Origin of the sequence: Sphingobium sp. BS19, assembly GCF_027925545.1 — a bacterium.
Taxonomy (GTDB): Bacteria; Pseudomonadota; Alphaproteobacteria; order Sphingomonadales; family Sphingomonadaceae; genus Sphingobium.
Genome location: NZ_BSEF01000010.1, coordinates 24,815 through 40,235, shown reverse-complemented (window position 1 = coordinate 40,235; position 15,421 = coordinate 24,815). Strand labels below are relative to the sequence as shown.

Annotated in this window: 14 protein-coding genes and 1 pseudogene; 8 read left to right on the top strand and 7 right to left on the bottom strand. The window is 61.8% G+C overall.

Translation table 11 applies throughout. The features are described 5' to 3' along the window. Positions 1-108: 108 nt before the first annotated feature. Positions 109-381 carry a flagellar biosynthetic protein FliQ gene (locus QMG56_RS12700; RefSeq protein ID WP_088181985.1) on the bottom strand — a complete coding sequence of 91 codons (273 nt, stop codon included), beginning with the start codon at positions 379-381 and terminating at the stop codon, positions 109-111. A gap of 285 nt (positions 382-666) precedes the next feature. Here QMG56_RS12700 and QMG56_RS12695 point away from each other — a divergent pair, with 285 nt between their 5' ends. The 8 genes and pseudogenes from QMG56_RS12695 (at position 667) to QMG56_RS12660 (ending at position 9,936) form a co-directional block, all read left to right on the top strand. Then, positions 667-1,581, top strand: coding sequence for an NAD(P)/FAD-dependent oxidoreductase (locus tag QMG56_RS12695; protein ID WP_281822822.1), 915 nt, complete (start codon positions 667-669; stop codon positions 1,579-1,581). A 100-nt stretch (positions 1,582-1,681) separates the two neighbouring features. Further along, entirely contained in the window at positions 1,682-4,051 is a 2,370-nt protein-coding gene (locus tag QMG56_RS12690) for a heavy metal translocating P-type ATPase (RefSeq protein ID WP_037529499.1), read from the top strand. Continuing rightward, positions 4,048-4,434, top strand: a complete 387-nt coding sequence (gene cueR / locus QMG56_RS12685; RefSeq protein ID WP_024018159.1) for a Cu(I)-responsive transcriptional regulator — start codon at positions 4,048-4,050, stop codon at positions 4,432-4,434. Before QMG56_RS12690 ends, cueR begins: the two co-directional genes overlap by 4 nt. Positions 4,435-4,885: 451 nt before the next feature. Then, positions 4,886-5,209, top strand: coding sequence for a four-helix bundle copper-binding protein (locus tag QMG56_RS12680; protein WP_235218991.1), 324 nt, complete (start codon positions 4,886-4,888; stop codon positions 5,207-5,209). A gap of 208 nt (positions 5,210-5,417) precedes the next feature. Continuing rightward, the gene (locus tag QMG56_RS12675) at positions 5,418-5,660 is read left to right on the top strand and encodes a hypothetical protein (RefSeq protein ID WP_024018157.1); all 243 of its coding nucleotides are present in this window, start codon (positions 5,418-5,420) and stop codon (positions 5,658-5,660) included. A gap of 348 nt (positions 5,661-6,008) precedes the next feature. Then, a pseudogene (locus tag QMG56_RS12670) lies at positions 6,009-6,140 on the top strand (IS3 family transposase); the annotation flags it as partial. A gap of 374 nt (positions 6,141-6,514) precedes the next feature. After that, positions 6,515-8,740 (top strand): nitric-oxide reductase large subunit, encoded by a 2,226-nt coding sequence (locus QMG56_RS12665; protein ID WP_281822821.1) that lies wholly within the window; start codon positions 6,515-6,517, stop codon positions 8,738-8,740. Beyond that, on the top strand, positions 8,737-9,936 hold the full coding sequence (locus QMG56_RS12660) for an NnrS family protein (protein ID WP_024018155.1): 1,200 nt from the start codon (positions 8,737-8,739) through the stop codon (positions 9,934-9,936). Before QMG56_RS12665 ends, QMG56_RS12660 begins: the two co-directional genes overlap by 4 nt. Here QMG56_RS12660 and QMG56_RS12655 read toward each other — a convergent pair whose 3' ends face one another. The 6 genes from QMG56_RS12655 to QMG56_RS12630 all read right to left on the bottom strand — a co-directional run bounded on the left by QMG56_RS12655 (position 9,937) and on the right by QMG56_RS12630 (position 15,414). Next, positions 9,937-10,272 carry a cupin gene (locus QMG56_RS12655; protein ID WP_024018154.1) on the bottom strand — a complete coding sequence of 112 codons (336 nt, stop codon included), beginning with the start codon at positions 10,270-10,272 and terminating at the stop codon, positions 9,937-9,939. It abuts the gene before it with no gap. A gap of 630 nt (positions 10,273-10,902) precedes the next feature. Beyond that, a complete protein-coding gene (gene ccoS / locus QMG56_RS12650) occupies positions 10,903-11,103 on the bottom strand; it encodes a cbb3-type cytochrome oxidase assembly protein CcoS (RefSeq protein ID WP_024018152.1) in 201 nt (66 codons plus the stop codon). Continuing rightward, positions 11,100-13,355 carry a heavy metal translocating P-type ATPase gene (locus QMG56_RS12645; RefSeq protein WP_281822820.1) on the bottom strand — a complete coding sequence of 752 codons (2,256 nt, stop codon included), beginning with the start codon at positions 13,353-13,355 and terminating at the stop codon, positions 11,100-11,102. Before QMG56_RS12645 ends, ccoS begins: the two co-directional genes overlap by 4 nt. Positions 13,356-13,357: 2 nt before the next feature. Then, positions 13,358-14,176, bottom strand: coding sequence for a DUF2189 domain-containing protein (locus tag QMG56_RS12640; protein WP_031308570.1), 819 nt, complete (start codon positions 14,174-14,176; stop codon positions 13,358-13,360). A 198-nt stretch (positions 14,177-14,374) separates the two neighbouring features. Continuing rightward, positions 14,375-15,253, bottom strand: a complete 879-nt coding sequence (gene ccoP / locus QMG56_RS12635; protein WP_024018149.1) for a cytochrome-c oxidase, cbb3-type subunit III — start codon at positions 15,251-15,253, stop codon at positions 14,375-14,377. Next, positions 15,244-15,414: a cbb3-type cytochrome c oxidase subunit 3 gene (locus QMG56_RS12630; protein ID WP_024018148.1), complete on the bottom strand. Its 171-nt coding sequence runs from the start codon at positions 15,412-15,414 to the stop codon at positions 15,244-15,246. The genes ccoP and QMG56_RS12630 overlap by 10 nt, the downstream gene beginning before the upstream one ends. Positions 15,415-15,421 lie beyond the last annotated feature (7 nt).

Below are 15,421 nucleotides of genomic sequence, written 5' to 3'. Positions count from 1 at the left end.
TCCCCCTTTGTCGATTACTCGATGAGCTCGAGAGGCTAGCATTGTGGTCGACGGCAGGCCAGATTCCTGATCCCTGCCACGCCATGCGGAAGTCGATTGCCTCGCTGTTCACTGGATGTCGTCTGGAATGTGGATGAGGAGGTCGCGCGTATAATCGACAAGCAATGCTCCCATCGCGGCACCAAAGAGGACCAGGAATAGCAGCAGCGCGAGCAATTTAGGCACGAAGCTGACCGTTTGCTCGTTGATCGACGTCGCGGCTTGAATAATCGAGATGACCAGCCCCACGACACCCATGATGATCAAAGGCGGTCCCGCTACCATGGCCATGACCCAAAGCGCACGTCCCATCGACACAGAAAAAGGACTGTAGGTCTCCATTTATACCTCCCCCTGCACTTGCGCTCGCAAGTGCCAAGGAGCCAACAGTTCCGCCCATCGCGGGACGAACGGCCAAGCGGATGATCGTTGGTTCGATCAGGTCTTCCCTTGGACGCTCGCCCCGCTCCACGCTGCGACCCGTGGGCTCCCGAATGGCCCATCGAGTCTCTCGACGGGCTACTACTGACTTACGCACCGGCGGCGCGCACCCCTCGCCCCGGCCAGCAATTTCTTCAAAACATCGAAGGGCATGCGAGGGAAGATGGGCGAGCGCGCGTAATAGAAATGAGGATCACCGTCGGCGAGGTGCGCATGTACGACTGCATTATCATTGGCGGAGGCCCCGCAGGCCTGACAGCTGCCACCTACCTGGGTCGATTTCTGCGTGCCACGGTGGTTATCGACGCCGGGGCCGGACGTGCCGCCAGCATTCCCACGACGCATAATCTCATCGGCTTCCCGGAAGGGATATCTGGTGAGGAGTTGTTGTCGCGTATGCGTCAGCACGCTGTCGGCTACGGTGCGGAATTGGTCAGTGACGTGGCCCTCGGTATCATGCAGTCCAAGACAGGCTTTGCCGTGGGCATGAGTTCCCGCACCCTCGAGGCGCGGACGGTGTTGCTTGCGCCGGGCGTTGCAAACCACCGACCCAACCTCGCCCAAGCTGCACATGACAGAGGCGTTTCGCGCGGCCTCATCCGCTACTGCCCAATTTGTGATGCGTACGAGGTGCGCGGCAAGCGCGTGGCAGTCCTGGGCTGCTCGGAGCATGGAGCGGCCGAGGCGATCTTCGTGCGGCGCTACAGCGAAACCGTTACCCTGCTCACTGAAGAATCCGTGCAGCTTTCTCTTGCCGACCAAGCTGATCTTGCGGACGGCGGAATTGCGGTCGAACGTGCCGCCATACAAACATTATCGATAAACGATGATGATGTTCTCGTGCGCCTGTCCGATGGCCAATCGCTCAGCTTCGATACGCTCTATGTCGCGCTCGGAAGTTCCGGAAGATCAGAGCTCGCGCGGGTAGCCGGTGCTTCGTTGAGCGCGTCGGGTTGCATCATCGTCGACGACCACCAGCGAACATCGATCAGCGGCCTGTTCGCTGCCGGCGACGTCGTCGAAGGGTTGGACCAGATTGCCGTCGCGGCGGGTCAGGCGGCCAAGGCAGCGACCGCGATCCACAATCTCTTGCTCGAATAATCAGGCTCCAGCGTCTGGCGGACAGAATATTTGAACCGGGGCCTTGACCCTGACACGATGTCAGACCCCAGATTGTTTAGCGTCGACAAGGAGACGAGCCATGACCGATCCTATTTCCGCGAACACATCTGGTGCGCATAACTGTTGCGCTGGAAAGCACCGCGAGCCGCAAGGTCCGACGACAGCGAAGGATCCTGTCTGCGGCATGATGGTCGATCCCGGCGCGACCGCGCACCATGCCTCACACGGCGACCAGGAGTTTCACTTCTGCAGTGCCGGATGTCGGGCGAAGTTCGTCGCCGAGCCGGAACGATATCTGTCGAGCGGGGGCGACACGCCCACGGCCGCAGAACCTGGCACGATTTGGACTTGTCCGATGCACCCGGAGATCCGAAAAGATCGTGCCGGTCCTTGCCCGATCTGCGGCATGGCACTCGAGCCCGAGCTCATAACGGCGGAATCAGGCCCGAGCCCTGAACTCGTCGATATGTCACGGCGCTTCTGGATCGCCCTGGCGCTGACGGTGCCCATATTCCTACTCGAAATGGGCGGACACCTTTTCCCCGCGCTTCATCAACTCGTCCCCGAGCGAATATCAGGGTGGGTTCAGCTCGCTTTGGCGACCCCCGTCGTGCTTTGGGCCGGTTGGCCGTTTTTCGAGCGCGGTTGGGCGTCCATTCGGACGCGAAACCTGAACATGTTCACGCTGATCGCGATGGGAACCGGTGTCGCCTGGGCCTATAGCGTGGTGGCCACGCTTGCCCCCGGAATATTCCCGGCGGCATTCCGCATGATGGATGGCACGGTCGCCATCTATTTCGAGGCCGCCGCGGTCATCACCGTCCTCGTGCTCCTTGGGCAGGTTCTCGAGCTGCGCGCGCGAGAGCGGACATCGGGCGCGATCAAGGCCCTGCTCAATCTGGCACCCAAGACTGCCCGCCGGATCCTGCCGGATGGTCACGACGAGGAAGTCGCGATTGACCTGATCGTGGTCGGCGACAGGTTGCGCGTCCGCCCCGGCGAAAAGGTGCCTGTGGATGCGATTGTCGAGGACGGCCGCTCTTCGATCGACGAGTCCATGGTGACTGGCGAGTCGATGCCGGTGACGAAGACGGTCGATGCCCATGTAGTGGCGGGCACGATAAACCAAACAGGATCGCTCGTCATACGCGCGGACAAGGTTGGCCGGGATACGATGCTGGCGCGGATCGTCCAGATGGTGGCAGATGCGCAGCGTTCGCGCGCGCCGATCCAGCGCATGGCCGACAAGGTTGCGGGCTGGTTCGTGCCGGCAGTGCTTGCCGTCGCACTGCTCTCCTTTGCGATCTGGGGAATATGGGGTCCAGAACCGCGACTGGCGCATGGCCTCGTGGCCGCGGTCGCGGTGCTGATCATCGCTTGTCCCTGCGCGCTGGGTCTCGCGACGCCGATGTCGATCATGGTCGGGATCGGACGGGGGGCCGGCCTCGGTGTCCTGATCAAGAATGCCGAGGCGCTGGAGCGCATGGAAAAGGTCGACACGATCGTCGTCGACAAAACCGGCACGCTGACAGAAGGGCGCCCATCGGTCACGAATATCGTGGCGATGGACGGCTTTTCGGAGCACGATCTTCTTCGCCTGGCGGCGGGCGTCGAGCGGGCGTCGGAGCATCCGCTGGCGCTCGCGATCGTCGCGGCCGCGAAGGATCGTGACATCGACGTTCCCGAGGTTTCCGACTTTGACTCGCCTACCGGAAAGGGCGCGGTCGGGACCGTGGACGGCAAGCGGATCTTTCTGGGCGGCGCCGTTTATCTCAAAGAGAATGGCATCGATGTGTCAGCCGCGGCTGCACGCGCCAATGAGCTGCGGGCGGACGGAGCGACGGCGATTTTCGCGGCCGTTGATGGCCGGGTCGCCGGAATTCTCGCCATTGCGGACTCGATCAAGGCAACCACAGCGGAGGCGCTGGCCGCCTTGCGAAAAGAGGGCGTGAGCGTCGTCATGTTGACGGGCGACAACCGGACAACCGCCGAGGCGGTGGCCCGGAAACTAGGCATCGATGCGGTTGAAGCCGAGGTGCTGCCCGATCAGAAGAGCGCTGTCGTCCTGCGGCTGCAGCGCGAAGGCCATGTCGTTGCCATGGCTGGCGATGGGGTGAACGACGCGCCCGCTCTCGCGGCGGCGGACGTCGGCATCGCCATGGGTTCGGGCACCGATGTCGCCATCGAAAGCGCCGGGATCACACTGCTCAAGGGTGATCTCAACGGCATCGTGCGGGCGCGGCGCCTGAGCGAGGCAACGATGGCCAACATACGCCAGAACCTGTTCTTCGCCTTCATCTACAATGCCGCTGGCGTCCCCATCGCCGCCGGGCTGCTCTATCCGGTGTTCGGCATCCTTCTGTCGCCTGTCATCGCCGCTGCGGCGATGGCCCTGTCATCCGTCAGCGTCGTCACCAACGCGCTGCGTCTCAATCGGGTGACGCTGTGAACATCGGCGCGGCCTCCGATGCGAGCGCTGTGTCGCAGCGCATGATCCGCCATTATGAGAAGATCGGGCTTATCCCGTCGCCGCCGCGACGTGACAGCGGGTATCGCGACTATTCGCAAGCCGACGTGCACCTCCTGCGTTTCATCGCCAACGCCCGCGATCTCGGCTTTCCCATTGGGGAAATCCGCGTGCTGCTTGATCTCTGGTCCGACCGCGAGCGCGCGAGCGCGGAGGTCAAGGCTCTGGCGGAATCGCGCGCGGGAGACCTGGGTCGGAAGGCGGATGCACTCAATGCCATGCGCGAAGCACTGCTCGACCTTGCGAATGCCTGCCATGGGGACGAGCGGCCCGAATGCCCTATACTCACGCGTCTGGCGTCCTGAGCCTATCTGGCGGCTCGGCCTTGTCCTCGATGACGCACCTCAGGTCGCTCCCCATTTGAGTGTCGTAAGCACTGTCGAAGCTGTCGGTACGCAACGGTACATCGCGTTGACCTGTGGCTCGTGGGTGTGTGGCTGAAGCACGTCATCGGCACGATGCGCGCGCTGGCCCCCCACGGGCAGAGTGTCACGCCCGAAAAGATGGCCGCTCCCATGCTCAGCAGGTTCCGGGTCCGATGGCCGACATGGCAGCAGAGCCGGGCGCGGGCGCGGGCGCGGGCCAGATCTCGACGATGACGGTTGACGCCGCTTGCGCTCGCCGGCGGAATTATGGTGGCGACATCGCTTGGTCTGGAACCGGCAAGCGCCGCTGGAATTTTTATGCAAGGGGTTATCGCGCAAAGCGCGTATCTTCTAGTGGGGGGACTCAGACGGAGATGGATCGATGCATCAGATGAACCCCGACATGCAGGCCTGCATGGACGCCTGCCACGAGTGTCATGTGACCTGCCTGCACATGGCAATGAACCATTGCCTTGAAATGGGCGGCCAGCATGCCGCACCTGAGCATATCAAGATCATGCTCGACTGTGCGAGGATTTGCGAAGTCGCAATCGACTTCATGGCGCGCAAGTCGTCGCACCATCAGCATATCTGTCGCGAGTGCGCCGAGGTCTGCCGAGCGTGCGCCGCGAGCTGCGAATCCCTGGACGGCATGGAGGATTGCGTGGCCGCGTGCCGCAAGTGCGCCGACGCCTGCGAAAAGATGGCCGCCTAAACTTCTTCGCGCGGGGTATGCTCGCGTTCGTGCCCAGGCTCCAGGGAACGATGCGCGAGCAGTACAAGGGCTTGTGGCGAGTGTGCCGGCCGATCACGACGAGATGATGAAAGACATGCCGGCATGAAGTGATGCCAGCAGCGACTATGGAGGGGCGGTTCTGAAAAGCGCGAAACTAAGGCTGCACCTCCGCGAGCCGCACCCACAAATGGTTGCACTTATCATCGGTGCGCAGCTCCTCCTCTGGTTCACGAGCGGCGCGTTGATGAGCTTCTTGCCCATCGACCGCGTGCATGGCGATCACTTGGTGGAGCGCAACGCCACCACGGCCCTGCCCAGCCACCTCGCGCTCGCATCGCCATCGGCGATCACCGCCGCCACTGCCGCGCCCGTCGACCGTCACCTATCGCATGTGGCTTGGCCGAGCTGTCGCCGAAGTCGTGACGGCTGACGGCACTCGCCTGGTAGACGCGAGGACTGGCACAGCGCTGCCTGATAGTTAGTTTGGGATCTTGTCCGCGGACCTCATCAGGGCCAGCAGTCGAATTCTAGGCTGCACAAAAGGCCGAACAGAAGACTGCAACTGACCGTTGCCATAAGTTCGTTGAGCACTCGCAAAGGGGAGCCATCCACAGAAGAGATGACACTCTCGGGCCTCGGCGGCGGTCGCGGTGTTCAGTCTTCCCACAGGGGGACCAGGCTATGTCGGCGCTGGCGATGACCGATATCGACCAAACCAAGTCGGTCCCCGAAGCGCCCCGGGTTTTCAGGAGGCTCCCACTTGTGACAAGGAGCCGTTATGAGCAAGACGACGAACAAATTTTCACCCGAAGTACGGGAACGCGCGGTCCTTATGGTCGCGGAGCAGCGGGCTGAGTACGGCTCGGAATGGGAAGTGATGAAGTCGATCGCGGCGAAGATCGGCTGCTCGCTGGATGGGTTTAGTGGACGAACTGTGCTACGTACTTGTCATCATTTGGGCCTTCTCTGCAGGCATCTCGTGACGGGGGACAATCGCGCTCGCGCCTGTCGGCGGAGGCGGATTCTGGACCACGCTCCTTTTCGAAGCGCAGCACACGGCGGCGGCGCCCTGCTACCGGGCAAGCCTCGGGCGCGAGCCAGCATCGCTGCCGGACGTGGCGCGCGATCTTCGCGCCCCATCTGTCCAGGGTTGCCAGCCGTACTGACGAACGACTGGAGCCCCATCATCGGCGAAGGCCAAGTTTGGGCTCTGGGCATATTGGCGAACAGGCTTTGACCATCGAAAAGAAAGATCGCGCCGTGGGAAACTATAAGGTTCTGTGGTTGGCGCTGATCGCCGTGCTGACGGTGACTTTCGGCATATTGAGCGTGTCCGGGGTGGAGATCTATCGGAAGGCTCCGCCCATCCCAGAACAGATCGTCACCGCAACGGGCCAAGTGCTGATGACGCGCGAGGACATCCTCGACGGCCAGAGTGCCTGGCAGAGCACCGGCGGCATGCAGCTTGGCTCGATCTGGGGGCACGGCGCCTATCAGGCGCCGGACTGGTCCGCCGATTGGCTGCACCGCGAACTTGTCGCCTGGCTCGATCTTGCGGCACGGGAGACCGAAGGGAAGTCCTTCGAGGCGCTCGACGGCGAACAGAAGGCGGCGCTGACCTATCGCCTCAAGCAGGAATATCGCCACAACAGCTATGATAGGGCGAGCGGCGTGGTGACGGTGTCGAACCGCCGCGCCCAAGCGTTCGCCCAGACCGCCAGCTATTATGAGCGGCTCTACGGCTCCGATCCCACGCTGCGGCCCACCCGCGATAATTATGCGATGAAGGAAGGCACGCTGCCCGATCCGGCGCAGCGGGCGAAGCTGACCAATTTCTTCTTCTGGACGGCCTGGGCCGCATCGACCGAGCGGCCGGGCACGGTCGCGACCTATACCAACAACTGGCCGCCCGAGCCGCTGATCGGCAATTATCCGACGCCGGAAAATATCCTGTGGTCGCTCGCCTGCGTCGTCATCCTGATCGCGGGAGTGGGCGCGCTGATCTGGGGTTGGGCGTTCCTGCGCCGCCACGATGATACCCCCTTGGTCGCGGCGGCGAACGACCCGTTGCAAGTCGCCGGTCTGACGCCATCGCAAAAGGCGCTCGGCAAATATCTGTTCGTGGTGCTGGCGCTGTTCATATTCCAGGTCTTCATCGGCGCCTTCACAGCCCATTATACGATCGAGGGCCAGAGCTTTTACGGCTTGGATGTCTCGCAATATTTCCCTTACGCGCTGACCCGCACCTGGCATGTGCAGAGTGCGGTGCTGTGGATCGCGACGGCGTTCCTCGCGGCCGGCCTGTTCCTGGCCCCGGTCATCCACGGCAGCGATCCCAAATACCAGAAGCTGGGCGTCAACATCCTGTTCTGGGCGCTGATCGTCGTTGTCGCCGGATCGTTCATCGGCAATTATCTGGCGCTCTCCCATGCGCTACCGGCGAAACTCAGCTTCTGGCTGGGCCATCAGGGTTACGAGTATCTGGACCTCGGCCGGGTGTGGCAAATCGGGCTATTCGTCGGGTTGCTCCTCTGGTTGGTGCTGATGCTGCGGGGAATGGTGCCGGCATTGCGCACCAAGGGCGACGACAAGAGCCTGCTGGCGCTGCTCACCATCGCCACCATCGCGATCGGCCTGTTTTACGGCACGGGGCTGTTCTACGGCGAACGCACCAACATCACGATCATGGAATATTGGCGCTGGTGGGTCGTCCATCTGTGGGTGGAAGGCATATTCGAGGTCTTTGCGACCTCGGCCATCGCCTTTATCTTCGCAACCATGGGCCTGGTCTCGCGACGGATTGCAACGGCGGCCAGCCTGGCCTCGGCCTCGCTGTTCATGGTCGGCGGTGTGCCGGGCACTTTCCACCACATGTATTTTTCCGGCACCACCACGCCGATCATGGCGGTCGGTGCCGCGTTCAGCGCCCTGGAAGTCGTGCCGCTGATCGTGCTCGGCTATGAGGCATTCGAACATTGGAGTCTGCGCGAGCGCACGCCCTGGATGCGCGCGGTCAAGTGGCCGTTGATGTGCTTCATCGCCGTGGCGTTCTGGAACATGCTGGGCGCCGGTGTCTTCGGGTTCATGATCAACACACCGGTCGCGCTGTTCTATCTCCAAGGGCTGAACACCACGGCGGTCCACGCCCACGCCGCGCTGTTCGGGGTGTATGGCTTCCTGGCGCTCGGCTTCACCCTGCTGGTGCTGCGCTATATCCGGCCCGACATTCGGTTCAACGACCGGTTGTTGGCCACCGGCTTCTGGGGGCTCAACGCCGGGCTGGTGCTGATGATCTTCACCAGCCTGCTCCCGGTCGGGCTGTTCCAGTTCCAGGCCAGCGTCACCACCGGCATGTGGTACGCGCGCAGCGACTTCTTCCTGCAGCAAGGCTTCCTTGAAACCCTGCGCTGGGTCCGTACCTTCGGGGATGTCGTGTTCATGGTGGGCGCCATCGCTATCGCATGGCAGGTGGTGATCCTGGGTCTGTGGAGGAAGGGTGCTCGCGTATGACTAAGGCCGCCGCCAAACGGGACCGCATTGCCGAAGCGCCGATCTGGCTTCAGGGCAGTTTCCGGCTGCTGTTCACCGGCGGCGCGCTCTGGGCGCTTGTCGTCGTCGCGTTCTGGGTCGGCGCGCTGGGTGGAGCGTGGTCCGTGCCGACGGCAATGGAGCCGCTTGTCTGGCATCAGCATGAGATGCTGTTCGGCTATCTCGGCGCGGTCATCGCCGGCTTCCTGAGCGCGGCGATCCCCAACTGGACCGGGCGGCCGGTGATGACGGGCTGGCCGGTGGCGGCGTTCGTCGGCTTGTGGGCGGCCGCCCGACTCGCGGTGCTGTTCTCCGCTTATGTGCCGCCGCTCGTCGGCTCGGTGCTCGATGTCGGCTTCCTGCTCGCACTATTCGGCTATGCGGCGCGGCAGATTTTCGCGGCGCGCAACCGCAACAAGCCGATCCTGATCGTCCTCCTCCTGTTCGCCGCCGCTTGTGAGCTGGATCATGCCGCAGCGATGGGGCTAACCACCGATCCGGCGATCGGGATGCGGGCCGGCTTCGCGCTTGTCCTCATGCTGATCGCGATCATCGGCGGACGGATCATCCCGGCCTTTACCCGCAACTGGCTGAACAAGCATGGCGGCACGGACGGGTTGCCGATCATGGCCAACCGGTTCGACCATGCCGTGCTCGCGGTCACGGCGATTGCCCTGGCAGGCTGGGTGTTCGCACCGGCGGCGCATCCGGTGCCCTGGCTGCTGCTCGTCGCCGGCGCATCGCATGCCGTGCGGCAGACCCGCTGGGCCGGGCTGAGTGCGATCGGCGATCCATTGGTCTTCGTCCTGCACCTCGCCTACGCATGGTTGCCGGCGGGCCTGCTGCTGCTCGGGGCTGCTATCCTGTGGCCGGTCGTGCCCGTATCGAGCGCAATGCATGCGCTGGGCGCCGGCGCGATGGCGGGAATGACACTGGCGGTGATGACGCGGGCGACACGCGGTCATACCGGCCGCCCGTTGGAAGCGGATGGCGGCACGGTCGCCATCTATGTGCTGGTCAATCTCGGCGCGCTGCTGCGGGTCGCCGCGCCGCTGCTGCCGCTCGACTATATGCTGAGCATTCGTCTGGCCGGCGGCTTGTGGGGCGGCGCCTTCCTGCTGTTCATCTTCGTCTACGGCCGCATGGCGTTGCAACGGCCTGCCAGAGATCAAGCCTGATCACGGCGTTGGCGGCGTATCGAACAAGATCGTGAGCAGCAGCCGCGCATCTTCGATGCCTTGGACGGAGTGCTGATCGCCGCGCTCCAGATAGACCCAATCGCCAGCGCCGAGCGCAATATTCGTTGGTCCCAACGTGACCCGACCTTCCAGGCAATGCAGCGTCAGATAACCGGCAACATGATGTGGCGGTATGGTCGATCCCGCGGGAACGACGAGGTGAATGGCCTCGAACCGGTCGGATTTGACCAGCGCGGTCGTCCCGGTGGTCCCGCGCTCAGGAGCCAGCGTTGGAAGATGGACCACTTCGCCGGGCTTTGCATGCTGGAGCGCCATTCTCAGATCCTCTTTAACAGTTTTTTACGATCATATCCGACAACACGCGAACGGCGTGGAAGTCACCGGCGCCACTGAATACGCCAGCAAACATCCAAACACGCGGGAACCTGGAAGAGATAGGCCCAAACGCTCGTTACACTTGCTAACGAGGAGGCTATGGCGAAATATTCGAAAGGCGGCCATGTGATCTGAAATTTCAACCGGCTCGGAAAGACATAATTGAAGAGATGGACCGCGCGCTAGCAGCCGCCGAAAAGAACGCCTGCCGAAGCGGCGCTTCCTGAGCGTCGCAGTGATGCAGGAACGGCTCGGCGACGGCTCCACAAACCTGACGCTGATTAGGGGGACAAACTCGTCCGCAGTCCACTAACTTAACCTCGAATTGTGCCAAAAGCTCTGACGGCGGAATAAATACGAAATACGGGTCATTTGGAGGCCTCAGTGGGCTTCAAAATATAATTCGGACAACCGCAAGCAGACTCAGCGCCAATGCGACCAAGCTGGGTAATATGACCGCCGCACCGCAGACGAAGGCTAGGATGCCGACCCAATTCCCACCATGTGTGCGCGTCATCAGATTTTCCTCGATCGCATTTTTGCCAAATATCATCCCCATTCATTAACTCGCTACGATCTGGACGGTTTCGGCTCGGTCGCCTGTTCCTGGGTATTCACCATGGGCATGTCGGCATCGGCATCTATGAAGATGCGTTCTGCCGCGCCATCAAGATCGTCATACTGCCCGCTGCTCATAGACCACAGGAAGGCGCCCAAGCCTACCAAACCCATTACCAGCGCAATCGGCACTAACCAAGCGAGAGCCGTCATGCCGCGCCCCCTGTAGGAACCAGCACGCGCTCTCGACGAGCCGTATTTGGGCTGGGTTCACTCTGAGAAGGGACGCGCAGAGCATTTGCCACTACTGAAATGGAGGATAGCGACATTGCGATTGCCGCGAGCAAAGGACTGACATGACCCGTGACGGCCATCGGCAACACCACTAAGTTGTATCCGACTGAAAAAACGAGGTTCTGCCGGACAAGCCTACGGGCAGCGCGGGAAACCCGGAGGGCTTGCGGAATAGCTGTGAGATCCTGTCCGAAAAACACGATATCGGCGGCAGCGCGGCCGATATCGGCGGCATTGGACGGTGCCATGGAAACATGCGCGGCGGAGAGAGCTGGTCCGTCGTTCAATCCATCGCCCACCATCAAGGTCTTGCACTGCTTATCGGCGAGCGCTTCGAGACGCTGCACTTTCTGCTGAGGCAGGAGGCCGGCGCGAAATTCCGCGATACCGATCGAGCCCGCCACCGCCGATACCGCTCCCGGGTCATCACCCGAAAGCAACTCCACTTCCAGACCAAGTTCCCTCACCTGACGCACCGCATCTCGCGCGCTGGCCTTCTCGCGGTCGGAAAAGCGAAAATGGCCTGCCAGTTCGCCATCAACTGAAAAGACCGTGTGGAGGCTGTCGATATCGCCATTGGTGCTCAGCGCCCAATCGGATCGGCCTATTCTGAATACATGGCCGGCACGGCGCGCTTCTAACCCCTTTCCCGGAAGCTCGGAAAAGCTTTCCAGGTTGACGCCTGAACGGCCCTCGCCACTTGCTGCGATGGCGCGCGCCACAGGGTGGTCGGATCGCGACGCCATGGCCAAGGCGACCTCGCGGTAGCGCTTGTCGATATCGGCTTCGGTTACGCGCAGATCGCCGATGGTCAGCGTGCCCGTCTTATCAAAAACGACAATATCGACCTCAGCCAAGCGTTCGAGCGCGCTTCCGTCCTTCAGGGCGATACCGCGCTCGAACAAGCGCTTCGCCGCAACGAGTTGCACCATGGGAATGGCCAAGCCTAATGCGCACGGGCAGGTGATGATGAGCACAGAAATCGCGATCGTGAGTGACCGATGCCAATCGCCGGTCGACAGAAACCACCCGACAAAGGTGGCGACGGCCAGCGAATGGATGATCGGTGAATAATAGGTCGCCACGCGATCCGCCAAGCGCCGGTAGCGTGCGCGGCCCTGCTCGGCGGCCTCCATCATCAGGACCATTTCCGCGAGAAAGGACTGCGCGCTCGTGCTGGTGACGCGGACTTCCAACGAGCCATTGAGATTGAGCATGCCGGACAGAAGCTTGCTGCCAGCCATTACGGGCGTCGGCATCGCCTCGCCCGTTACAGCGGCAGTGTCGACATCGCCCTCTCCGGCAATGACGACTCCGTCGAGCGGCACGCGTTCTCCCGGCGCGACGACGATGGCATCGCCCACCGCGATGCTGTCGAGCGCCACGAATGTGCGTGCACCATCCTCGGCGATGACCTTCGCGCCCGCAGGCATCATTTTCGCGAGGCCGAGCACTGCGGAACGCGCCTTGTCGCGCATCAGATAATCAAGCGTTCGTCCGATCAGCAAAAAGAAGATCAGCGTGACGACAGCGTCGAAATAGGCATGCGGGCCGGAATGCAATGTGTCGAAGATACTCAAGCCAAGCGCGAGGAGAATGCCGATCGAGATGGGCACGTCCATGTTGGTGCGACCTGCACGCAAGGCGGACCATGCCGATTGAAAGAAGATGCGCCCCGAATAGGCTACCGTCGGAATCGCCAGCAGCGCCGATATCGCATGGAAGAGATGGCGCGTACTTGCGTCAGCGCCTGACCATACCGACACCGAGAGCAGCATGATGTTCATCGCCGCAAATCCCGAGACCGCCATGGCAACGATCAACCTGCGTCTTTCGCGATCCGGCTGGCCCTCGAGATTGTTCAGCAGATTCGCTTCGAAGCCGGCTTTGGACAAGCTTTCGAGCAGCGGGGGGGCAGTCCCCGTCCTTTTCCACGTAACCGTAGCCCGCCGCGTCGAAAGGTTGACGCGTGCCGACACCACCCCATCGAGCTGAGCCAAGGTCCGCTCGATCTTCGCCAGGCACCCGCCGCAGTGCGCGGTAGGTACCGACAATTGGGTCTGAAGGAGGCCATCATCCAGCACTCTGCTGGCGAGGATGAGTTCATCGACCGACTGGCGGGCCGGTGTTCGTCGCAACGCGATATCGTTCAAAGCGGCACGCGATGCCATTCCTAGGCGTCCGCTTCGGCGACCCCACGATAGGCATGCCAGGTGGCATGACCCAGCCATGGGAAAATAAGGATGAGCCCGAGAAGTCCTGTTGCCGCGCAAAGAATGAAAAGCGCCAGAACGATTCCTCCCCACACGATCATCGGCGCAAGGTTGTTCCATACGAGCGCCATGCTGGTCCCCATCGCCGTGAGCGCATCGACCTTTCGGTCCAGCAACATCGGAATCGCGAAAACACTGATCGCGAAGGCGAAGGAAGCGAACAATCCACCGACTGCCGTACCGACACCAAGGATGATCCAGCCCACGGGATCGGCCAGGAGGAAAGCCGTAATATGCGAAATGCCGGGGAACGGGCGGACGCCGAAGAATAGGGCATAGATGAGGACTGCCGAGCGAATCCATAAAAGCATGAGAAGACTGAGCAGCAACCCGGTGAAATAGACCTGTGGGCCCGCTGCGGGTTTCACGAAAAGCATGCCGCGCAGGCCGATTGTCTCGCCCTGCTCACGAGCCCGGCTCTTTTCATAGAGTCCTACGGCGAGCAGCGGGGCGACGATCATGAAGCCGGCGAGCGCGGGAAAAAGAATATAGTCTCGCCCGTACAGGGCGAGGATCGCGACCGCGGCGACCGACAGGACAAAGGTGCCCAGACCGTAAAGAAGGCTCGGCACCGGTCGATCCATTAGGTCGCGCCAACCCGCTCCAAGCCAGCGCAAGCCAACGAGCGGCGGGAGGTGGCGCTGAAGCCGGGCGTTCCTGGTTTCATCGATTCCCGACGTTTCGGTCAGCAATCCGTAAGAGGCGCTCTCCTCAGTCATGTCCAGCAACCTTTCAGCATGCCGATTTCGCCGCGCGATACTGGCCGCTCTCGCTCGCTCGCTCCTTCAAATGCCCAACGCAATTGGGCTGCGATTGGAACGCGACGTAAATCAAATGCGCATTGGCGAGAACGAACAGGAGCAGCCCGGCCGCTACGAAGCTCCAAACAATCCATCGCGATCTGCTTCGCGTCACATTCATGGCGCGGGCGAGCTCAGTGAGTGAACATAGAGCGCCAAAATCTTGATATCGGCGGCGCTCAGTCGTTCATCCCAGGTCGGCATATGGCCTTGGCGACCGCCATGCACAGTCTCGACAATCTGATCAAGGTCGCCCCCATAGATCCAGCGCGTGTCCGATAGATTGGGCGCGCCGACATCGCGTTTGCCGCGCGCATCTTCGCCATGGCAAATCGCGCAATTCGACATGAACACCTCGCGCCCCGACAAAACCGAGGCACGGTTGGCCGCCGTCACGAATTTGGGATGCGACAAGGAATAGATGTAATTGGCCGCCAGACTGACCTGATCGGCGTCGAGAATGCCATCCCGACCAAAAGAAGGCATCTGCGAGTTCCGACCCTGCGGATGCTGTTCATTGACCCCGACGCGCATAGTCTGCGCGATTGTTTCAAGATCACCGCCCCAGATCCAGTCATCATCAGTCAGATCGGGATAGCCATAACCGCCCTTGGCATTGATGCCGTGGCAGGCGGCACAATTATCACCGAAAAGCCGGTGACCGGTGCTGCGCACGATCGACATGAGCTGCGGGTCGGCCGCGATCTGTTCGAGATTCTCGCTTTCGATCCGCTTCATCCAGGCCGCGCGTCCCGCCTGCGCATCGACCAAATGCTTCTCGACCGAAGTGCGTTGGTCCGTGTTGAGAATGCCCTTGGTGTAAGTATGGCCCACCGGCCAGGTCGGCATGAGGATCCACCAGGCAAAGGCGAAAAGATGGGTGACAATCAGAAAGATCAACACGCCTTTGGGGACTGGCGTATCAAGCTCCTTGATGCCGTTCCAAACATGGCCGGTCGTCTCGCGGCCGCTGACGGGATCGCGTTCTACGTCCACGGCTTGTCATCCTGATCGAGAACGCTTTGCTTGGCTTTGTCGAACTTCTTTCGGTTGGAAGGACGAAACGTGTAGATGAGCACGCCGATCATCAGCCCGATGAGGTAGAACAGCCCCCAGCTTTTCGAGAATGCGACGAGAGCGTCGTGGCTTAAATCCATGGGTCTC

Coding starts and splice junctions, on each gene's coding strand:
- QMG56_RS12640 (WP_031308570.1), bottom strand. CDS start 14,176: ATGACTGAGGAGAGCGCCTCTTACGGATTGCTGACCGAAACGTCGGGA.
- QMG56_RS12660 (WP_024018155.1), top strand. CDS start 8,737: ATGACTAAGGCCGCCGCCAAACGGGACCGCATTGCCGAAGCGCCGATC.
- QMG56_RS12655 (WP_024018154.1), bottom strand. CDS start 10,272: ATGGCGCTCCAGCATGCAAAGCCCGGCGAAGTGGTCCATCTTCCAACG.
- QMG56_RS12700 (WP_088181985.1), bottom strand. CDS start 381: ATGGAGACCTACAGTCCTTTTTCTGTGTCGATGGGACGTGCGCTTTGG.
- ccoS (WP_024018152.1), bottom strand. CDS start 11,103: ATGACGGCTCTCGCTTGGTTAGTGCCGATTGCGCTGGTAATGGGTTTG.
- QMG56_RS12675 (WP_024018157.1), top strand. CDS start 5,418: ATGGTTGCACTTATCATCGGTGCGCAGCTCCTCCTCTGGTTCACGAGC.
- QMG56_RS12645 (WP_281822820.1), bottom strand. CDS start 13,355: ATGGCATCGCGTGCCGCTTTGAACGATATCGCGTTGCGACGAACACCG.
- QMG56_RS12680 (WP_235218991.1), top strand. CDS start 4,886: ATGAACCCCGACATGCAGGCCTGCATGGACGCCTGCCACGAGTGTCAT.
- QMG56_RS12695 (WP_281822822.1), top strand. CDS start 667: ATGAGGATCACCGTCGGCGAGGTGCGCATGTACGACTGCATTATCATT.
- QMG56_RS12630 (WP_024018148.1), bottom strand. CDS start 15,414: ATGGATTTAAGCCACGACGCTCTCGTCGCATTCTCGAAAAGCTGGGGG.
- QMG56_RS12690 (WP_037529499.1), top strand. CDS start 1,682: ATGACCGATCCTATTTCCGCGAACACATCTGGTGCGCATAACTGTTGC.